This is a genomic window from Caballeronia sp. LZ028 (assembly GCF_031451415.1).
Classification (GTDB): domain Bacteria; phylum Pseudomonadota; class Gammaproteobacteria; order Burkholderiales; family Burkholderiaceae; genus Caballeronia; species Caballeronia zhejiangensis.
On the sequence record NZ_JARUXN010000001.1, the window covers coordinates 1429335 to 1447690 of the forward strand.

An 18356-nucleotide genomic window follows, 5' to 3' on the forward strand; every position below is an offset into this window, starting at 1 on the left:
AAAAAACATGGCACGTCGAACGTTGACCGAAACAACTTCGGAGCGACGCTAGTCGAGGACCATATTCGCCTTCTGCCAAATTGTTTCGCGGTATGTGTGAAAAGTGAATGCGGCCCCTCGATAGCGGGGCCGCATTTTTTTTTGTCTTGCGATTTTCAAAACGAAATCGCGCGGCAATGCTTAATCGAATCGCCCGGCATGTGCCGGCGTCTTGGAGAACGATATGGTTTCGGTACGTTTGCCTGATGGGTCGGTCCGACAATACGACCACCCGGTGACCGTCGCGGAAGTTGCGGCATCGATCGGCGCGGGCCTCGCCAAGGCGGCGCTCGCCGGCAAGCTCAACGGCGAACTCGTCGACACCTCGTTTCTGATCGACAAGGATTCGTCGCTCGCGATCGTCACCGACAAAGACCCGGAAGGCGTCGATGTCGTGCGTCACTCGACCGCGCACTTGCTGGCCTATGCCGTGAAGGATCTGTTCCCCGAGGCGCAAGTAACCATCGGGCCGGTCATCGACAACGGCTTCTACTACGATTTCTCGTACAGCCGTCCGTTCACGCCCGAAGATCTCGAAAAGATCGAGAAGCGCATGCAGGAGCTCGCGAAGAAGGACGAGCCGGTGTCGCGCCGCGTCGTCTCGCGCAACGAGGCCGTCGAGTACTTCAAGAGCATCGGCGAGGCGTACAAGGCCGAGATCATCGAATCGATTCCGGAAAGCGACGAGATCCGGCTTTACGCGCACGGCAATTTCATCGACCTGTGCCGAGGCCCGCACGTGCCGTCCACCGGCAAGCTCAAGGTTTTCAAGCTGATGAAAGTCGCGGGCGCATACTGGCGCGGCGATTCGAAGAACGAGCAACTGCAGCGCATCTACGGCACCGCGTGGACCAAGAAGGAAGACCAGGAGCAGTATCTCCACATGCTGGAAGAAGCCGAGAAGCGCGATCACCGAAAGCTCGGCAAGCAGCTCGACCTGTTCCATCTGCAGGACGAAGCGCCGGGCATGGTGTTCTGGCATCCGAAGGGCTGGTCGCTATGGCAGCAGGTCGAGCAGTACATGCGTCGCCGCGTGAACGAAGCCGGCTATCTCGAAATCAAGACTCCCATGGTGATGGACCGTTCGCTGTGGGAAGCATCGGGGCACTGGCAGAACTATCGTGAAAACATGTTCACGACCGAGTCGGAAAAGCGCGACTACGCGATCAAGCCGATGAACTGCCCGGGCCACGTCCAGGTGTTCAATCACGGCTTGCGCTCGTACCGCGACTTGCCGCTGCGTTACGCGGAGTTCGGTTCGTGCCATCGCAACGAGCCGTCGGGCGCGCTGCACGGTCTGATGCGCGTGCGGGGCTTCGTTCAGGACGATGCACATATCTTCTGTACCGAAGATCAGTTCATCGCGGAATCGATCGCGTTCAACACGCTCGCGATGAGCGTGTATAAGGATTTCGGCTTCGATCACATCGACATCAAGCTGTCGCTGCGTCCGGAACAGCGCGCCGGCACCGATGAAACCTGGGATCGCGCGGAGCAGGGCCTGCGCGAAGCGCTGACCGCGTGCGGCCTGCAGTGGGAAGAGCTCGCGGGCGAGGGCGCGTTTTACGGTCCGAAGATCGAGTATCACATCAAGGATGCGCTCGGCCGCTCGTGGCAATGCGGCACGCTGCAGCTCGACATGGTGCTGCCGGAGCGTCTCGGCGCGGAGTACGTGGCGGAAGACAACAGCCGCCGCCGTCCGGTGATGCTTCATCGCGCAATCGTCGGATCAATGGAGCGTTTCCTCGGCATTCTGATCGAGCATCATGCCGGCGCAATGCCGCCGTGGCTCGCGCCGATCCAGGCCGTTGTGCTGAATATTGCTGAAAGTCAGGCCGAATATGCCGGAAATCTGGCTCAATCGTTGCAAAAACAAGGGCTTAGAGTAGAGTCCGATTTGCGCAATGAGAAGATTAGCTATAAAATACGCGAGCACACGCTGCAAAAGGTGCCGTATTTGCTGGTCGTCGGCGACAAGGAGCGTGATGCACAAACCGTAGCCGTGCGTGCTCGTGGCGGTGTCGATCTGGGCGTGATGCCGGTCGACGCATTCCTCGAACGTCTGCAGCAGGAAGTGCGGGCGTTCAAGTAAGTCACTCGCAGCGCGGCTTGTTTTTTCATTTTTAGAGGAAACGTAACATCGCTACTGATAAGTCGTCACATCGCATCAACGGTGAGATTACCGCGCCGGAAGTGCGTTTGGTCGGAGTGGACAACGAGCCGCTCGGAATCGTGAAACTGGCCGAGGCGTTCCGTCAATCGGAGCAACTCGACGTGGATCTCGTCGAAATCGCGCCGCAGGCTTCGCCGCCTGTCTGCCGTTTGATGGATTACGGCAAGTTCAAGTATTCGGAAGCGAAGAAGCAGCACGAAGCGAAGTTGAAGCAGAAGATCGTGCAGGTGAAGGAAGTCAAATTCCGCCCCGGCACGGATGACGGTGACTACAACGTCAAGCTGCGCAACCTCACGCGCTTCCTCGAAGACGGCGACAAGACGAAAATCACGTTGCGTTTCCGCGGTCGCGAAATGGCGCACCAGGAAATCGGCATGCGTATGCTCGAGCGCCTGAAGTCCGATCTGGACGAATATGGCCAGGTCGAGCAGATGCCGAAGATGGAAGGGCGTCAGATGATCATGGTGCTTGCCCCGAAGAAGAAGGGCAAGTAACCGAACAGCAGTAGGGCGATGGATCGCGCGCCGTCGAAAGGCGGTCGGCGCGGCATTGCCGGCGGTTTCAGGCCGGCGTCATTTCGGTGACGCCGGTCATGAAAAGCGGCGGTTCTTCACCGAACCGTTTGCACACAAGTGGAGCGTGGGTTTCGAAGGGCGGGAAGGGGTTCGCGGGCAGTATCGGCGGATCATCCGCACACCCATGACCATCTAATAAACTGGAGTTGTTTCATGCCGAAGATGAAGACCAAGAAGAGTGCTGCAAAGCGCTTCGTGGTGCGTCCGGGCGGTACCGTCAAGCGCGGTCAGGCCTTCAAGCGCCACATTCTTACCAAGAAAACCACCAAGAACAAACGCCATCTGCGTGGCGCCACGGCCGTTCATGATTCCGATCTGAACTCCGTCCGCGCAATGCTGCCGTTCGCCTAACCTCATCTAACTTAAGGAGAGCAACATGCCTCGAGTAAAACGTGGGGTTACCGCACGGGCCCGTCACAAGAAGATCATCCGTCTGGCCAAGGGTTACCGCGGCCGTCGCAATAACGTCTATCGCATCGCCAAGCAGGCGGTCATGCGCGCAGGCCAATACGCCTACCGCGATCGCCGCAACAAGAAGCGTGTGTTCCGCGCACTGTGGATCACGCGTATCAACGCGGCGGTGCGTCAGCACGACATGACCTACAGCGTGTTCATCAACGGCCTGAAGAAGGCTTCGATCGAACTCGACCGCAAGGTTCTGGCTGACATGGCTGTGTTCGACAAGGCTGCTTTTGCTGCGATCGTGAAGCAGGTGAAAGCCGCCGTTGCAGCCTAATTGCGAAATTAGTACTGCGTGGTTCGCCTCCTCGTCGCCGCATCGTAGAAATACGTTGACGGCGGCGCGAAGGCAGAAAACGGGGCTCTCACCGAGCCCCGTTTTTGTTGGTCGGACGGTTTTGCGCATCTCATGCCCATCGTGGAGCGTGGATGAGCAAAACCGAACCTCAGATTGAATTTCGACGCTAAAAGATGGGATCAATGGATCTGGACCAGATTGTCGCCGACGCGAAAAGCGCCTTTGAACACGCCGCCGATACCACCACGCTCGAAAACGAGAAGGCACGGTTCCTCGGCAAGTCCGGCGCGCTGACCGAATTGCTGAAGGGATTGGGCAAACTCGATCCGGAAGCGAAGAAGACAGAAGGCGCGCGCATCAATCAGGCAAAGCAGCAGGTTGAAGCCGCGCTGAACGCGCGCCGTCAGGCGCTGGCCGACGCGCTGCTGAATCAGCGTCTCGCGTCGGAAGCCATCGACGTCACGCTACCGGGACGCGGCGCGGGTGCGGGCACGCTGCATCCGGTGATGCGTACGTGGGAGCGCGTCGAACAAATCTTCCGCACGATCGGTTTCGATGTCGCCGACGGTCCGGAAATCGAGACCGACTGGTACAACTTCACGGCGCTGAACAGCCCGGAGAACCATCCGGCGCGCTCGATGCAGGACACGTTCTACGTCGACGGCAAGGACGCGGATGGCCGTCCGCTTTTGCTTCGCACGCATACGAGCCCGATGCAGGTGCGCTACGCGCGCATGAACAAGCCGCCGATCAAGGTGATCGTGCCGGGCCGCACGTATCGCGTGGACAGCGACGCCACTCATTCGCCGATGTTCAACCAGGTCGAAGGCCTGTGGATCGAAGAGAACATCAGCTTTGCGGATCTGAAGGGCGTCTACACCGATTTTCTGAAGAAGTTCTTCGAGCGCGACGACATTCTCGTGCGCTTCCGTCCGTCGTATTTTCCGTTCACGGAGCCGTCCGCCGAGATCGACATGATGTTCGAACACGGCAAGAACGCGGGCAAATGGCTGGAAATCTCAGGCTCGGGGCAGGTGCATCCGACCGTCATCCGCAACATGGGCCTCGATCCGGAGCGCTATATCGGCTTCGCGTTCGGCAGCGGCCTCGAGCGCCTGACGATGCTGCGCTACGGCGTGCAGGATCTGCGTCTGTTCTTCGAGAACGATCTGCGTTTCCTGCGCCAGTTCGCGTAAAGCACTTAGCGCCCGCGGCGATCGCTTCTCGATAAGCGGCGATCGTGAGACTCCAAACATTTCGAACGTAGACACACATGCAATTCCCAGAATCCTGGCTCCGCAGTTTCGTCGATCCCAAGCTCTCCGCCGACGAACTCGCGCACGCGCTGACGATGGCCGGCCTCGAAGTCGAAGACCTGCGCCCGGTCGCGCCGCCGACCACGAAGATCGTCGTGGGCCAAGTGCTCGAAGTCGCCAAGCATCCGAACGCCGACAAGCTCAACGTCTGTCAGGTCGATGCGGGCACGGGCGAGACGCTCAATATCGTGTGCGGCGCGCCGAACGTGTCGCCGGGCATCAAGGTGCCGGTCGCGCTGATCGGCGCCGTGCTGCCGCCGGCCGAAGCGGGCGGCGAGCCTTTCGCGATCAAGCCGACGAAGCTGCGCGGCGTCGACAGTCAAGGCATGCTGTGCTCCGCACGTGAGCTCAAGCTGTCGGAAGATCACAGCGGTCTCTTGATCCTGCCGACCGATGCGAAGGTCGGCCAGGACATTCGCGAGGCGCTCAATCTCGACGACACCGTCTTCGAAATCAAGCTCACGCCGAACAAGGCAGACTGCCTGTCGGTGTTCGGCGTTGCGCGCGAGACGGCAGCGATCACCGGCGCGCCGCTCAAGCAACCGGACATGCCGGCCGTCGAAACGAAGCTCGACGAAAAGCTGCCGGTCAAGGTGCTCGCGCCCGATCTGTGCGGGCGCTTCTCGGGCCGCGTGATTCGCGGCGTGAACGCCCGCGCGAAGACGCCCCAATGGATGGTCGAGCGTCTGGAACGTGCGGGCCAGCGCAGCATCTCCGCGCTCGTCGACATCTCCAATTACGTGATGCTCGAACTCGGCCGTCCGACGCACGTGTTCGATCTCGACAAGATTCACGGCGCGATCGAAGTGCGCTGGGGCAAGAAGGGCGAGTCGCTGAAGCTCCTGAACGGCAACACCGTCGAGCTCGATGAAACCGTCGGCGTGATCGCCGACGATCGTCACGTCGAAAGTCTCGCGGGCATCATGGGCGGCGACAGCACGGCCGTCTCGCTCGACACCACCAACATCTATCTCGAAGCCGCGTTCTGGTGGCCGGACGCGATCCGCGGCCGCGCGCGCAAGTACAACTTCTCGACCGATGCGGCGCATCGCTTCGAGCGCGGCGTCGATTATTCGACGACCGTCGAGCATATCGAACGCATCTCGCGCCTGATCCTCGACATCTGCGGCGGCGAAGCGGGTCCGGTCGACGATCAGATCGTCAACGTGCCGGATCGCAATCCGGTGTCGATGCGCGTGTCGCGCGCGCATCGGATCATCGGCGTCGAGATCGGCGCGGAAGAGATCGCGCAGATCTTCACGCGTCTGAACCTCGCGTTCGAGCGCGACGGCGACACCTTCAAGGTCACGCCGCCGCCGTATCGCTTCGATATCGAGATCGAGGAAGACCTGATCGAGGAAGTCGCGCGCATCTACGGTTTCGAGAAGATTCCGGCGCGCCCGCCGGTCGCGCGCAGCGAGATGCGCATCACGAACGAAACGAAGCGCTCGATCCATACGCTGCGCCACGAAGTCGCCGCGCGCGACTACTCGGAGACGGTGAACTTCAGCTTTGTCGATGCCGAGTGGGAGAAGGACTTCGCCGGCAACGATAATCCGATCAAGCTGCTGAACCCGATCGCGAGCCAGCTCTCGGTCATGCGTTCGACCATGTTCGGCAGCCTCATCGAAGTGCTGCGTCATAACCTGAATCGCCGCGCAGACCGCGTGCGCGTGTTCGAAGCGGGGCGCGTGTTCCATCGCGACGCAACGGTTAAAGCGGGCGAACTGACGGTCGAAGGCTTCGCGCAACCGAAGATGATCGGCGGGCTCGCGTATGGTCCGGTGGTCGAGGAACAGTGGGGCGTGGCCACGCGCAACGTCGACTTCTTCGACGTGAAGGGCGATGTCGAAGCGCTCTTCGCGCCCGTCGTGCCGCGCTTCGTTAAGGCGGAGCATCCGGCGTTGCATCCGGGACGCAGCGCGCGCATCGAGGTGGCGGGGCGCGCGGTCGGCTGGATCGGCGAACTGCATCCGCGCTGGCTGCAAAAGTACGACTTGCCGAACGCGCCGATCCTCTTCGAAATCGACGCCGACGCGTTGATGGATCGCGCATTGCCGGCGCCGTCCGAAGTGTCGAAATTTCCGCCGGTGCGTCGCGATATCGCGATTGTCGTGGATCAAAACGTGGCGGTTCAGGCGCTGCTCGACGAGCTCGAAAGCGCGCGCGCGGAAGCGGCGTGCAGGTACGTCACGAAGGTTGCCCTTTTCGATGAATTTCGTCCAAAATCAAATACTTCCGGTGGCTTGGGAGCGCATGAGAAAAGTCTTGCCTTCCGTGTAACGTTGCAAGATACTGGCGGCACGCTTCAGGACGAAACGGTCGATACGGCTATCAAAACGCTGGTGGATCGCCTGGCTCGAGTACACGGCGCGCGGTTGCGCGGATAGCCTTCAGTTGGCCCTTTCCGTCTTAATCGCCAAGTCTTAAATATGGCAAGCGCCGTTTTACCGATATGAACCAAATGAACTCGAGTGATTTCGAAGCCCTTCTTTCGGCGCAGCGTAGCGCCATGACCCGAGATATTCCGACCTCGAGCGCGCCCGGCGATACGCCGACGCTCACCAAAGCCGAGTTGGCGGAGATGCTGTTCGACCATGTCGGTCTGAACAAGCGCGAAGCCAAGGACATGGTCGAAGCCTTCTTCGAAGTCATCCGCGATGCGCTGGAGAGCGGCGAGAGCGTCAAGCTTTCCGGCTTCGGCAATTTCCAGTTGCGCGACAAGCCTCAGCGTCCCGGCCGCAATCCGAAGACGGGCGAGGCCATTCCTATCGCCGCGCGGCGGGTCGTCACGTTTCATGCAAGTCAGAAGCTGAAGGCGCTGGTCGAAACGGGAGCGGAGACCGATCTCACTCGCTGATTTCCCGGTGGCGCGCGAATGACTCGCGCGTCGCGTTGCTTGGCCACCGCGCTTCAATCGACATCACTTATAACGATGGTTGATCGACGATGGAAAAAGTCGTCTTGCCTCCGATCCCCGCCAAGCGATACTTCACGATTGGCGAAGTCAGCGAGTTGTGCGGCGTCAAGCCTCACGTGCTGCGCTATTGGGAGCAGGAGTTCACGCAGTTGAGGCCGGTCAAGCGGCGTGGCAATCGCCGCTACTATCAGCATCACGAAGTCTTGTTGATCCGGCGCATCCGCGAGTTGCTGTACGAGCAGGGCTTCACGATCAACGGGGCGCGTAACCGGCTCGATTCGCAGGGACGTGCAATCGACGACGATGCGGACATGGCCGAGACGCAAGTGTCGGCGCAAGCGCAACCGGGCGTCGATGTCGAGCAGTTGCGCAAGGATATTCTTCAGGTGATCGATCTTCTCGGCGGATGAACGCCGTCCGATTCAAAGTCCCGATGCCGCGAGTTCTCGCGGCATTTTTTTTGTCCGTCCCACGCTGTGATTGCCGGATGCGTCGCAAGGCATCGTGGCCGCCGATGTAGCGAAGGTGTACCAGCCGCCGTCGAGGAGTCGATGACCGGACAGGCCCCGCCCGCGGTTAAGACTTGACGCCTACGCGGAAGCGCTTTTTCGGACCGGCTGCTTGCGAGGCCGGCAACTTGGTCTTGACCGACCAATAGACGATGCTCGGTCCGACGCCCCATGGCGGATAGATGCGCCAGTCATCGACGCCATGGTGGAAGAAGTAAAGCGCGAAGCATCGGCCTGGTCTCGACGCGCGAACGGAGACATAGCGGCTGCCGCCGGGATAGATGCGCCCGAAGCGCGTGACGCGCGCGCCGCTTCCCGGACCGAACCATCTCGCGACTTCCGCGCGCAGGGCGGAGCAGGTTTGGCCGCATCGGCTGCGCCGCGCTCTGGCGGACGCTGGGACAGACAAAGGCATGGGGCGCCGTTCCTTATGTGTCACCTTAAGATTAGGGCTTAAATTACTGACACACAAGTGTTTTTTAGGCTTTTATGTCTGAATATTCGCGGACGGCGCCGCGTTTTTACGCGCGTGTCGTCCATGACGAACGGCTTCGGACGGTCATGCCCATCGTCGCGGCCGTTTTGGTCAGCGCTTCTTCATCGGCGCCGACTTTAAGCATTGCATCGGCGAGGTGGTAGTCGAGCTGCGCACGCCCTTGGAGAAACGCGGGCGATGCGTCGTCTGGAATTCGATCGATGACCCGCGACGGGCCAAAGAAAAAAGGCTCTCCGGCAGAAGCCGGAGAGCCTTCAATTTCTGGTCGGGGCGAGAGGATTTGAACCTCCGACCACCTGCACCCCATGCAGGTACGCTACCAGGCTGCGCTACGCCCCGAAAGAGCGAAAGTATATCAGAGAGAAACGAATAGTAGAACTGCTTCCAACAATTTCGCTGTTGCACTCACAAAATTCACTCGCAATGCGTCAGAGCGTCAGTTCCGACTGCGTGTACGGCGACGTCTGGATCTTCACCGAATCCTCGCGCTCGGCCGACGCCCGCTCAGGCGAGACTTCCAGCGCGAAGCGCTGACGCCTGCGGAACCTCAAAGCCAGAAGCAACGAAATCGCGCATGGAATCAGATAGGTGGCGATGCGCTCCGTCCACGCGATGCGCGATCCGAAACTGTCGTACGGCGTGCGCTCATCGAAGCCGGCGGACGCAAAGATCATCGTCAACGTGAAGTCCAGCACCATGGCCGCGCCGCACAGACACAGAAAGATCAACGCGCCGTTCCACTTCAGAGCGCGTTCGCTCGCATTCAACGTGCGGCAGACGAAGAGCGTCACGCCCAGCAAACTCAGGATAAAAATCAAGGGAAGCCACGGAAAATGCATGTCGCGCGCCTCGCGTATGGGTAGAAGGGACGATCCCGGCGGCGCGCAAGATGGATTTATGTTGCGTCTGGAGCGCCCGCTTCCGGAAGCGAGCGCGATGATTACACGCAAGTCTCGACGCAAAAATAAGAGTAATCCTAATCAGATTGGCCGATCGGCCAGCGACTCCGACAGGAAATCGATGAACGTCCGCACCTTCGTCGTCATGTATTTGCGGCTCGTGTACACCGCATACACGGACGGCGCGAACGCCGAATAGCTCGGCAGCACGCGCACGAGCGAGCCCGACGCCAATTCCGGCTCGACGATCCACGCCGGAAAGTATGCGAGCCCGAGTCCGGCGCGCACGAGCTGTAGCGCCATCGACGTATCGTTGGTCTTGAGCACCGCCTGGTTCTTCACGGTAAACGCGCCGTCCGGACCGGTCAACGTGACGGAATCGATATTCGTGTAGGTCGGCAACACGAAGCGATGACGCGCGACATCATCCGGATGACGCAGCTTGCCGTGCTGTTCGAGATACGCGCGCGAACCCGCGAGCACGAACGGCATCTTGCACAGCGGCCTGACGATCAGCGAGGGCGAAGGCTCCGACGTGGCGCGAATCGCCATGTCGTAGCCTTCCTCGACGAGATCGACGAAGCGATTCTCCAGCCGCAGATCGACGAGCACGCCCGGATAGCGCGCCTGATACGCGACAAGCAGATCCGCGAAGGTACGATTGGCGAACCAGCCTGGCGCGGTGACCTTGAGCACGCCTTGCGGCTCCGCCGTCTGCACGCCGACGGCGGCTTGCGCGGCCTGCAGGATGTCGAGCGCCTCGCTGCATTGCTCGTAGTAGACGTTGCCGGCTTCCGTGAGACTCAGGTGACGCGTCGTGCGGTTCAGGAGACGCACGCCGAGCTGGCGCTCCAGATTGGCGACGTGCTTGCTCGTCATCGCGGTCGAAATGTCGAGCCGTTCTGCAGCCTTCACGAAGCTGCCGGCCTCGACGACTTCGCGGAACACGCGCAAGCTGGTGAGAGCATCCATCGATCATTTCCTGCCGGGAAACAAAACGCTAATGTTAGCCGGATTTATCGACCGACGATGTCTGCCTAAACTGCAGGCAACCTACCTTCACTGGAGTTTTGCGATGTCTGCGACACACACTCGACCATCCGCGGCCAACGCGTCGGCGCTCGCCGTCTACGCTCACGCGCTGCTGCGCATCGTCGCTTCGTATCTGCTGCTCACGCATGCGAGCGCGAAGCTGTTCCATGTTCCGCACATCGCGATGTTCGACGGTCTGCCGCTCGTCTCGCTGCTCGGCGTGGCGGGCGTCATCGAATTGATCGGCGGCGTGCTCGTGCTGATCGGCCTGTTCACGCGGGCGGCGGCGTTCGTGTTGTCGGGCGAACTGGCGTTCGCGTACTTCATCGGGCACGCGCCGAAAGGAAACTTCCTGCTGCCGCTATTGAATCAGGGCGAGCCGGCCGTGCTGCTGTCGTTCATCTATTTGTTCATCGCGGCGGCGGGGCCGGGCGCGTGGAGCATCGACGGGCGACGTTGAGCATTACTTCGGCCACTCGTCTAGCTCGTCGTTGAAGAGCGAAGCGACGATGCCGCGCAGCCACATCGTGCGCGCATCGTTGTGAAACTTGCGATGCCAGTGCTGCTTCAGATCGAAGCGGGGCAACGCGAGCGGCGGCTCGGCGAGCGTGATCGACGCATGCTCGGCGACATACGCGAAGCCGATCGCATGCGGCACCGTCGCGATCAGATCGGTGCGCGACAGGATGAACGGCAGGCTCATGAAGTGCGGCGTTTCGAGCACCGCGCGCCGGCGCACGCGTTCCTTGTCGAGATAATTCTCCAGCACTTCCTGGCTGCGGCCTTCCGCGCGCACGACCGCGTGGCCGCATTCCATGAAGCGTTCGAGCGTGAGCGGCTGGTTCGCGAACGGATGATCGCGCCGCATCAGACAGATGAACCGGTGCGAGAAAAGCCGCTGCTGAAAGAAGTTGTTGCCGCGCAAGTCCGGAAAGTAGCCGACCGCCAGATCGATATCGCCGGCTTCAAGCCCGCGCTCCACATCGCCATGCGACGCCGACACCGAGCGCAGATTCGCGTTCGGCGCTTCCTTCGCGAAGGCCTGCAAGAGGCGCGGCAGAAAGACGATCTCGCCGACATCGGAAAGCGCGATCGAAAACGTCTCCGTGCTCGTCGAAGGATCGAAGTGCTGCCGGTCGAGCAGGCCGCGTTCGATGCGCGCCAGCGCCTCGCGCGCCGCGGGCACGAGCGCGATGGTGCGCGGCGTCGGCTCCATGCCGCGCGAGGTGCGCACGAAGAGCGGATCGTTGAAGTACTCGCGTAGACGTGCGAGCGCGGTCGACACGCGCGGCTGACTCACCCCGAGCCGCTCGGCGGCGCGGCTCACGTTGCGCGTCTCCTCGATGGCGACGAGGTACGGAATCAGGTTGAGATCGAGATCGTTCATTTCGGAACCGCCGTCTCCTCGCGTCGATACGGCGTCATCCGCGCCGCGCGACCATGTCCGACACGCGCTGCGCCGCTTCCTGCAGCGGTTCGAGAAACGCCTTCACCATCTGCTTTGCGTTCTTGCGCTGCGCGTTGCCGCTGATGTTCAGCGCCGCGATCACGCGGCCTTGCCGGTCGCGGATCGGCGCGGACATCGAAATCAGTCCTTCCTCCAGTTCCTGATCGACGATTGCCCAGCCCTGGCGGCGCACCGCGGCGATGGCTTCCTTGAGCGCGCCCTTGTCGACGATCGTGCGCGGCGTGCGCGCGACGAGCGAACTCGCATCGAGCGCTTCGTCGAGGCGCACTTCGTCGAGCGCGGCGAGCAGGACGCGGCCCATCGACGTGCAGAACGCAGGCAGACGGCTGCCGATCGACAGATTCTGCGTGATGATCTTGTGCGTCGGCACGCGCAGCACATAGACGATTTCCGCGCCGTTCAGCACGGCCGCCGAGCAGCTTTCGTGCACTTGCTCGACGAGATCTTCCATTACCGGTTCGGCCAGATTCCAGAAGGGCATCGACGTCAGATAGGCGAAGCCGAGGTCGAGAATCTTCGGCGTCAACTGAAAGAGACGCCCGTCGGCCTCGACATACCCGAGCGCCTGCAGCGTCAGAAGGATGCGGCGCGCGCCGGCGCGCGTAAGGCCGGTGGCCGCCGCGACATCCGTCAGCGTCTGCGCGGGGCGGTTCGCATCGAACGAGCGGATGACAGCGAGCCCGCGCGCGAACGACTGCACGTAAGCATCGCCGGGGCGCGCCTGCGCGTCTTGCGGCTCGGCATCCGGATTGAGCGTGGCTGAATTCTTCATAAGGCCTGTGATGAAAGCGCGAACGGGCGGTCGAGGCGAAGTTCGAGCTCGGTGAAAACCCCCACTTCGCGCATGCTTCGTTGACACGACAACGAATGCGGGACTAACATGCCGATGTTCGCTAAACGAATCCATGTTCGCATGACGAACATTTCAGCGCAAGTGTGCTGACGAGCAGGTAAACCCCAGTTCGAGACAGACAGGAACGGCAATGATCAACAAGATTTTCGATTCGCTCGCCTCGGCCGTCGCCGACGTCCACGACGGCGCGACCATCATGATCGGCGGTTTCGGCACGGCGGGCATGCCGTCCGAGCTGATCGACGCGCTCATCGAGCAGGGCGCGCGCGGGCTCACGATCGTCAACAACAACGCCGGCAACGGCGACACGGGACTGGCCGCGCTGCTGAAGGCGAAGCGCGTGCGCAAGATCATCTGCTCGTTCCCGCGTCAGACGGACTCGCATGTGTTCGACGCGCTCTATCGCGCGGGCGAAATCGAGCTGGAACTCGTGCCGCAGGGCAATCTGGCGGAACGCATCCGCGCGGCGGGCGCGGGCATCGGCGGATTTTTCACGCCGACGGGCTACGGCACGAAGCTCGCCGAAGGCAAGGAAACGCGCGTGATCGACGGCCGGCACTACGTGCTCGAAGCGCCGCTGCACGCGGATTTCGCGCTCGTGAAGGCATATAAGGGCGATCGCTGGGGCAATCTGGTCTATCGTAAAACTGCGCGCAACTTCGGTCCGATCATGGCGAGCGCCGCGAAAACGGCCATCGTGCAGGTCTCGAAGGTCGTCGCGCTCGGCGAGCTGGACCCCGAAAACATCGTGACGCCGGGCATTTTCGTGCAGCGCGTCGTCGAAGTACCGCAAGCCGTGCATCAAGCCGAACTCGCCGCTTAAGGAAGGACGAAAAGCCATGAAGAAACTCACTCGTGACGAAATGGCCAAGCGCGTGGCCGCGGACATTCCCGAAGGCGCGTACGTGAACCTGGGCATCGGCGTGCCGACGCTCGTCGCCAATCATCTCGCGGCGGACCGCGAGATCTTCCTGCACAGCGAAAACGGCCTGCTCGGCATGGGCCCGGCGCCCGCCAAAGGCGAGGAAGACGACGAACTCATCAACGCAGGCAAGCAGCACGTCACGTTGCTGACCGGCGGCGCGTTTTTCCATCACGCCGATTCGTTCGCGATGATGCGCGGCGGCCATCTCGACTTCTGCGTGCTCGGCGCCTTCCAGGTTTCCGCGACGGGCGATCTCGCGAACTGGCACACCGGCGCGCCCGACGCGATTCCGGCTGTCGGCGGCGCGATGGATCTCGCGATCGGCGCGAAGCAGGTCTACGTGATGATGGAACTGCTCACCAAGCAGGGCGAGAGCAAGCTGGTCGACGCCTGCACGTATCCGGTGACGGGCGTGGCATGCGTGAATCGCGTGTACACGGATCTCGCCGTGTTCGACGTGACGCCGGAAGGCTTCGTCGTGCGCGAAATCGTCGACGGACTGGCGTTCGAAGAGTTGCAGAAGCTGGCCCAGGTGCCGCTGCAATACGCGCCGCTGACCGAAGCAGCCTGAGAGAATTCTGGAGACATTGAAGATGAAAGAAGCTTTCGTATGTGATGCCATCCGCACGCCGATCGGTCGTTACGGCGGTTCGCTGTCCTCCGTGCGCGCCGACGATCTCGGCGCCGTGCCGCTGCGCGCGCTGGTCGAGCGCAACAAGGAAGTGGACTGGGAAGCCATCGACGAAGTGATCTACGGCTGCGCGAATCAGGCGGGCGAAGACAACCGCAACGTCGCGCGCATGTCGGCGCTGCTGGCCGGTTTGCCGGTCGGCACGCCGGGATCGACGGTCAATCGCCTGTGCGGCTCGGGCATGGACGCGATCGGCGTCGCGGCCCGCGCGATCAAGGCGGGCGAGACGAGCCTGATGATCGCGGGCGGCGTCGAAAGCATGAGCCGCGCGCCGTTCGTGATGGGCAAGGCGACGAGCGCGTTCTCGCGTTCCGCAGAAATCCACGATACGACCATCGGCTGGCGCTTCATCAATCCGCTGATGAAGAAGCAGTACGGCGTCGATTCGATGCCGGAAACCGCCGAAAACGTCGCGGACGACTACAAGATCAGCCGCGCCGATCAGGACGCGTTCGCGCTGCGCTCGCAGCAGAAGGCGGCGCGCGCGCAAAAGGACGGCACGCTGGCGCAGGAAATCGTCGCGGTGACGATTCCGCAGAAAAAGGGCGATGCGCTCGTCGTCGACAAGGACGAGCATCCGCGCGAAACGAGCCTCGAAGCGCTCGCGAAACTGAAGGGCGTCGTGCGTCCGGACGGCTCGGTGACAGCGGGCAACGCGTCGGGCGTGAACGACGGCGCGGTCGCGATGCTGATAGCCGACGAGGAAAGCGCGAAGCGCAACGGCCTCACGCCGCGCGCGCGCATTCTGGGCTTGGCCACGGCCGGCGTGCCGCCGCGCGTGATGGGCATCGGTCCAGGTCCGGCCTCGCAGAAGCTGCTTGCGCGTCTCGGCATGACCATCGACCAGATGGACGTGATCGAGCTGAACGAAGCGTTCGCGTCCCAAGGTTTGGCGACGCTGCGCATGCTCGGCGTCGCCGATGACGATCCCCGCGTCAATCCGAACGGCGGTGCGATCGCGCTCGGCCATCCGCTGGGCGCGTCCGGCGCGCGGCTCGTCACGACCGCGAGCTACCAGTTGCATCGCACGGGCGGACGTTACGCGCTTTGCACGATGTGCATTGGCGTCGGCCAAGGCATCGCGATGATCATCGAGCGCGTCTGATCACATGTTTTCATCGACCGGACGTTTGACCGATCTCATTTGCGGCAACGCCGCCGCGAACGAGATCTGGTCGCCGCGCGCGACCGTGCAGGCCATGCTCGATGTCGAAGCCGCGCTCGCGCGCGCATCCGCGCGGCATGGCGTGATTCCGTCGGGCGCGGTGGATGCGATCGTCGCCGCCTGCGATGCCGATAACATCGACGCCGATGCGCTGATGACCGGCGCCGCGGCGGGCGGCAATCTCGCGATTCCGCTCGTCAAGCAACTGACGGCCGTCGTGAAGGCGCGCGACGCCGAAGCAGCCAAGTACGTGCATTGGGGCGCGACGAGTCAGGACATCATCGATACGGGCGTCGTGCTGCAATTGCGCGCGTTTCTCGATCTGATCGATGCGGATCTGCGCTCGCTCTCCGATGCGCTCGCCACGCAGGCGCAAGCCCACAAAAACACGCCGATGATCGGCCGCACCTGGCTTCAGCAGGCCCTGCCGATCACGCTCGGCCTGAAGTTCGCGCAATGGCTCGATGCAGTGACGCGTCATCGCGAGCGCCTCGGCGAACTGAGGTCGCGCGCGCTCGTGCTGCAATTCGGCGGCGCGGCGGGCACGCTCGCGAGTCTGCGCGACAAGGCCTTGCCGGTCGCGGCATCGCTTGCGCAGGACCTGAAGCTGGCGCTTCCCGCGTTGCCGTGGCACACGCAGCGCGATCGCATCGCGGAAACCGCGTCGTTTCTCGGCATGCTGACGGGCACGCTGGGCAAGATCGCGCGCGATGTCTCGCTGATGATGCAGACCGAGCTCGGAGAAGTCGCCGAACCGGCGGCCGCAGGCAAGGGCGGATCATCGACGATGCCGCACAAGCGCAATCCAGTCGGCTGCGCGGCCGTTCTGACCGCCGCGACGCGCGCGCCGAATCTCGTCGCGACGATCTTCGCGGGCATGGTCCAGGAGCACGAGCGCGCGCTCGGCGGCTGGCAGGCCGAATGGGAAGCGCTGCCCGATCTCGCGCGTCTGACGGCGGGCGCGTTGTCGAACATCGTGGGCATCGTTCCGTCGATGGAAGTCAATGTCGAACGGCTCGCACGCAATCTCGACGTGACCAACGGACTGATTCTCGGCGAAGCGGTGATGCTCGCGCTCGGCGACGCAATCGGCAGGCTCGACGCGCACAAGCTCGTCGAAGGCGCGTCGAAGGCGTCGGTGGCGAACGGCACGTCGCTCTTCGACGAACTCTGCTCGAACGAAACCGTCACGCGTCATGTTTCGCAGGATCAACTGAAATCGCTGCTCGATCCGGCGAATTACGTCGGACAGGCGCAGGCGTTCGTCGATGCCGCCATCGCGAACGCTCACTCGAAATAAGCAGGAACACACAGGAGCGGTAAAAACATGCCTCTTGCCGAAGTCAACGGAACACGGATTCACTATCGCATCGACGCGACGGCGGGCGACAACGCGCCGTGGCTCGTGCTGTCGAATTCGCTCGGCGCCGATGTCTCGATGTGGACGCCGAACATCGAGGCGTTCGCCGCGCGCTATCGCGTCGTGCGCTACGACACGCGCGGCCACGGTCATTCGGACGTGCCGCCGGGCCCGTACACGATCGATCAGCTGATCGGCGACGTGATCGGCCTGATGGATCATCTGAAAATCGAGCGCGCGAACTACTGCGGCCTGTCGATGGGCGGGCTGACCGGCATCGGGCTGGCGGCGCGTCATCCGGAGCGCTTCTCGCGCGTGGTGTTGTCGAACACCGCCGCGCTGATCGGCTCGGACGCCGTGTGGACGCCGCGCGCCGCGAAAGCGCGCGAGCCGGGCGGCATGCCCGCGCTGACCGACGCCGTGATCGCGCGCTGGTTTACCGCGCCCTTCATCGAGCGTGAGCAGCTCGAACTCGCGAATATCCGCGACGTGTTTCGCCACACCAACGGCGAAGGCTACGCGTCGAACTGCGAGGCGATCCGCGACGCCGACCTGCGCGACGAAGCGAAGACCATCGCATTGCCCGTGCTTGTGATTGCGGGCACGCACGATCTGTCGACGACGGCCGAGCAGGGCCGCGAGCTCGCGGGTTATATCGGCGGCTCGCGCTACGTCGAACTGGACGCGGCGCATCTGTCGAACATCGAAAAGCGCGACGACTACACGCGCGCCGTCCTCGACTTCCTCGGAGAATAAAGATGACCGACGACGAACGTTACGAAGCCGGGATGAAAGTGCGCCGCGCGGTGCTGTCCGACGCGCACGTCGACCGCTCGCTTGCAAACCGCACCGAGCTGACGACCGAATTCCAGAACTTCATCACGCGCTATGCGTGGGGCGAAATCTGGACGCGCGACGGCCTGCCGCGTCACACGCGCAGCCTCATCACGATCGCGATGATGGTCGCGCTCAACCGCAGCGAAGAACTCGCACTGCACTTGCGCGCCGCGAAGAACAACGGCGTCACGCAAGACGAGATCAAGGAAGTGCTGTTGCAAACGGCGGTCTACTGCGGCGTGCCGGCGGCGAATTCGGCGTTCCACCTCGCGCAGAAAATCTTCGACGAAGAGAGCAAGGCGTAGTCGCGACGCGGAACCGATAAAAACCGTCTCCGGGAA

The 18356-nt window shown here is 62.3% G+C and carries 20 protein-coding genes and 1 tRNA gene; 15 read left to right on the top strand and 6 right to left on the bottom strand.

Annotation, left to right across the window (positions count from 1 at the left end; genetic code table 11):
* Positions 1 to 223 precede the first annotated feature (223 nt).
* From thrS to QCE58_RS06745, 8 genes are all read left to right on the top strand, one after another.
* Entirely contained in the window at positions 224 to 2131 is a 1908-nt protein-coding gene (gene thrS, locus QCE58_RS06710; RefSeq protein ID WP_008350308.1) for a threonine--tRNA ligase, read from the top strand.
* A gap of 47 nt (positions 2132 to 2178) precedes the next feature.
* Positions 2179 to 2706: a translation initiation factor IF-3 gene (gene infC, locus QCE58_RS06715; protein WP_075583511.1), complete on the top strand. Its 528-nt coding sequence runs from the start codon at positions 2179 to 2181 to the stop codon at positions 2704 to 2706.
* A 234-nt stretch (positions 2707 to 2940) separates the two neighbouring features.
* Positions 2941 to 3138, top strand: coding sequence for a 50S ribosomal protein L35 (gene rpmI, locus QCE58_RS06720; RefSeq protein WP_004191477.1), 198 nt, complete (start codon positions 2941 to 2943; stop codon positions 3136 to 3138).
* 25 nt (positions 3139 to 3163) lie between these two features.
* Entirely contained in the window at positions 3164 to 3523 is a 360-nt protein-coding gene (gene rplT, locus QCE58_RS06725; RefSeq protein ID WP_008350196.1) for a 50S ribosomal protein L20, read from the top strand.
* 203 nt (positions 3524 to 3726) lie between these two features.
* The gene (gene pheS, locus QCE58_RS06730; RefSeq protein WP_033537244.1) at positions 3727 to 4740 is read left to right on the top strand and encodes a phenylalanine--tRNA ligase subunit alpha; all 1014 of its coding nucleotides are present in this window, start codon (positions 3727 to 3729) and stop codon (positions 4738 to 4740) included.
* Positions 4741 to 4817: 77 nt separating this feature from the next.
* Entirely contained in the window at positions 4818 to 7250 is a 2433-nt protein-coding gene (gene pheT, locus QCE58_RS06735; RefSeq protein ID WP_250521063.1) for a phenylalanine--tRNA ligase subunit beta, read from the top strand.
* Between the two features lie 65 nt (positions 7251 to 7315).
* On the top strand, positions 7316 to 7720 hold the full coding sequence (locus QCE58_RS06740; protein WP_008350190.1) for an integration host factor subunit alpha: 405 nt from the start codon (positions 7316 to 7318) through the stop codon (positions 7718 to 7720).
* 89 nt (positions 7721 to 7809) lie between these two features.
* Positions 7810 to 8190 carry a MerR family transcriptional regulator gene (locus QCE58_RS06745; protein ID WP_008350188.1) on the top strand — a complete coding sequence of 127 codons (381 nt, stop codon included), beginning with the start codon at positions 7810 to 7812 and terminating at the stop codon, positions 8188 to 8190.
* Between the two features lie 166 nt (positions 8191 to 8356).
* Here the strand turns inward: QCE58_RS06745 and QCE58_RS06750 are convergent, their stop codons facing one another.
* The 4 genes from QCE58_RS06750 to QCE58_RS06765 all read right to left on the bottom strand — a co-directional run bounded on the left by QCE58_RS06750 (position 8357) and on the right by QCE58_RS06765 (position 10656).
* Positions 8357 to 8704 carry a hypothetical protein gene (locus QCE58_RS06750; protein ID WP_034472044.1) on the bottom strand — a complete coding sequence of 116 codons (348 nt, stop codon included), beginning with the start codon at positions 8702 to 8704 and terminating at the stop codon, positions 8357 to 8359.
* Between the two features lie 343 nt (positions 8705 to 9047).
* Positions 9048 to 9124 (bottom strand) — tRNA-Pro (locus QCE58_RS06755).
* A gap of 89 nt (positions 9125 to 9213) precedes the next feature.
* Positions 9214 to 9624 carry a hypothetical protein gene (locus QCE58_RS06760; protein WP_008350183.1) on the bottom strand — a complete coding sequence of 137 codons (411 nt, stop codon included), beginning with the start codon at positions 9622 to 9624 and terminating at the stop codon, positions 9214 to 9216.
* A 141-nt stretch (positions 9625 to 9765) separates the two neighbouring features.
* Positions 9766 to 10656 (bottom strand): LysR family transcriptional regulator, encoded by an 891-nt coding sequence (locus tag QCE58_RS06765; RefSeq protein WP_250434526.1) that lies wholly within the window; start codon positions 10654 to 10656, stop codon positions 9766 to 9768.
* Positions 10657 to 10759: 103 nt separating this feature from the next.
* Between QCE58_RS06765 and QCE58_RS06770 the strand changes: the two genes are divergently transcribed.
* Positions 10760 to 11176 carry a DoxX family protein gene (locus QCE58_RS06770; protein WP_250521064.1) on the top strand — a complete coding sequence of 139 codons (417 nt, stop codon included), beginning with the start codon at positions 10760 to 10762 and terminating at the stop codon, positions 11174 to 11176.
* Between the two features lie 3 nt (positions 11177 to 11179).
* Here QCE58_RS06770 and QCE58_RS06775 read toward each other — a convergent pair whose 3' ends face one another.
* Together QCE58_RS06775 and QCE58_RS06780 are read right to left on the bottom strand one after the other, a co-directional pair.
* On the bottom strand, positions 11180 to 12103 hold the full coding sequence (locus QCE58_RS06775; protein WP_250456421.1) for a LysR family transcriptional regulator: 924 nt from the start codon (positions 12101 to 12103) through the stop codon (positions 11180 to 11182).
* A gap of 34 nt (positions 12104 to 12137) precedes the next feature.
* The gene (locus QCE58_RS06780) at positions 12138 to 12956 is read right to left on the bottom strand and encodes an IclR family transcriptional regulator (RefSeq protein WP_250519401.1); all 819 of its coding nucleotides are present in this window, start codon (positions 12954 to 12956) and stop codon (positions 12138 to 12140) included.
* 211 nt (positions 12957 to 13167) lie between these two features.
* Between QCE58_RS06780 and QCE58_RS06785 the strand changes: the two genes are divergently transcribed.
* From QCE58_RS06785 to pcaC, 6 genes are read left to right on the top strand one after another with little or no spacing between them, the layout of a single operon-like run.
* Positions 13168 to 13860, top strand: coding sequence for a 3-oxoacid CoA-transferase subunit A (locus QCE58_RS06785; RefSeq protein WP_008350174.1), 693 nt, complete (start codon positions 13168 to 13170; stop codon positions 13858 to 13860).
* 16 nt (positions 13861 to 13876) lie between these two features.
* On the top strand, positions 13877 to 14533 hold the full coding sequence (locus QCE58_RS06790; RefSeq protein ID WP_008350173.1) for a 3-oxoacid CoA-transferase subunit B: 657 nt from the start codon (positions 13877 to 13879) through the stop codon (positions 14531 to 14533).
* Between the two features lie 22 nt (positions 14534 to 14555).
* Positions 14556 to 15758 carry a 3-oxoadipyl-CoA thiolase gene (gene pcaF / locus QCE58_RS06795; protein ID WP_175979962.1) on the top strand — a complete coding sequence of 401 codons (1203 nt, stop codon included), beginning with the start codon at positions 14556 to 14558 and terminating at the stop codon, positions 15756 to 15758.
* Between the two features lie 4 nt (positions 15759 to 15762).
* A complete protein-coding gene (locus tag QCE58_RS06800; protein WP_250521065.1) occupies positions 15763 to 17118 on the top strand; it encodes a 3-carboxy-cis,cis-muconate cycloisomerase in 1356 nt (451 codons plus the stop codon).
* A gap of 27 nt (positions 17119 to 17145) precedes the next feature.
* The gene (gene pcaD, locus QCE58_RS06805; protein ID WP_034472027.1) at positions 17146 to 17934 is read left to right on the top strand and encodes a 3-oxoadipate enol-lactonase; all 789 of its coding nucleotides are present in this window, start codon (positions 17146 to 17148) and stop codon (positions 17932 to 17934) included.
* 2 nt (positions 17935 to 17936) lie between these two features.
* Positions 17937 to 18320: a 4-carboxymuconolactone decarboxylase gene (gene pcaC, locus QCE58_RS06810; protein ID WP_008350165.1), complete on the top strand. Its 384-nt coding sequence runs from the start codon at positions 17937 to 17939 to the stop codon at positions 18318 to 18320.
* Positions 18321 to 18356 lie beyond the last annotated feature (36 nt).

Coding starts and splice junctions, on each gene's coding strand:
- thrS (WP_008350308.1), top strand. CDS start 224: ATGGTTTCGGTACGTTTGCCTGATGGGTCGGTCCGACAATACGACCAC.
- rpmI (WP_004191477.1), top strand. CDS start 2,941: ATGCCGAAGATGAAGACCAAGAAGAGTGCTGCAAAGCGCTTCGTGGTG.
- rplT (WP_008350196.1), top strand. CDS start 3,164: ATGCCTCGAGTAAAACGTGGGGTTACCGCACGGGCCCGTCACAAGAAG.
- pheS (WP_033537244.1), top strand. CDS start 3,727: ATGGATCTGGACCAGATTGTCGCCGACGCGAAAAGCGCCTTTGAACAC.
- pheT (WP_250521063.1), top strand. CDS start 4,818: ATGCAATTCCCAGAATCCTGGCTCCGCAGTTTCGTCGATCCCAAGCTC.
- QCE58_RS06740 (WP_008350190.1), top strand. CDS start 7,316: ATGAACCAAATGAACTCGAGTGATTTCGAAGCCCTTCTTTCGGCGCAG.
- QCE58_RS06745 (WP_008350188.1), top strand. CDS start 7,810: ATGGAAAAAGTCGTCTTGCCTCCGATCCCCGCCAAGCGATACTTCACG.
- QCE58_RS06750 (WP_034472044.1), bottom strand. CDS start 8,704: ATGCCTTTGTCTGTCCCAGCGTCCGCCAGAGCGCGGCGCAGCCGATGC.
- QCE58_RS06760 (WP_008350183.1), bottom strand. CDS start 9,624: ATGCATTTTCCGTGGCTTCCCTTGATTTTTATCCTGAGTTTGCTGGGC.
- QCE58_RS06765 (WP_250434526.1), bottom strand. CDS start 10,656: ATGGATGCTCTCACCAGCTTGCGCGTGTTCCGCGAAGTCGTCGAGGCC.
- QCE58_RS06770 (WP_250521064.1), top strand. CDS start 10,760: ATGTCTGCGACACACACTCGACCATCCGCGGCCAACGCGTCGGCGCTC.
- QCE58_RS06775 (WP_250456421.1), bottom strand. CDS start 12,103: ATGAACGATCTCGATCTCAACCTGATTCCGTACCTCGTCGCCATCGAG.
- QCE58_RS06780 (WP_250519401.1), bottom strand. CDS start 12,956: ATGAAGAATTCAGCCACGCTCAATCCGGATGCCGAGCCGCAAGACGCG.
- QCE58_RS06785 (WP_008350174.1), top strand. CDS start 13,168: ATGATCAACAAGATTTTCGATTCGCTCGCCTCGGCCGTCGCCGACGTC.
- QCE58_RS06790 (WP_008350173.1), top strand. CDS start 13,877: ATGAAGAAACTCACTCGTGACGAAATGGCCAAGCGCGTGGCCGCGGAC.
- pcaF (WP_175979962.1), top strand. CDS start 14,556: ATGAAAGAAGCTTTCGTATGTGATGCCATCCGCACGCCGATCGGTCGT.
- QCE58_RS06800 (WP_250521065.1), top strand. CDS start 15,763: ATGTTTTCATCGACCGGACGTTTGACCGATCTCATTTGCGGCAACGCC.
- pcaD (WP_034472027.1), top strand. CDS start 17,146: ATGCCTCTTGCCGAAGTCAACGGAACACGGATTCACTATCGCATCGAC.
- pcaC (WP_008350165.1), top strand. CDS start 17,937: ATGACCGACGACGAACGTTACGAAGCCGGGATGAAAGTGCGCCGCGCG.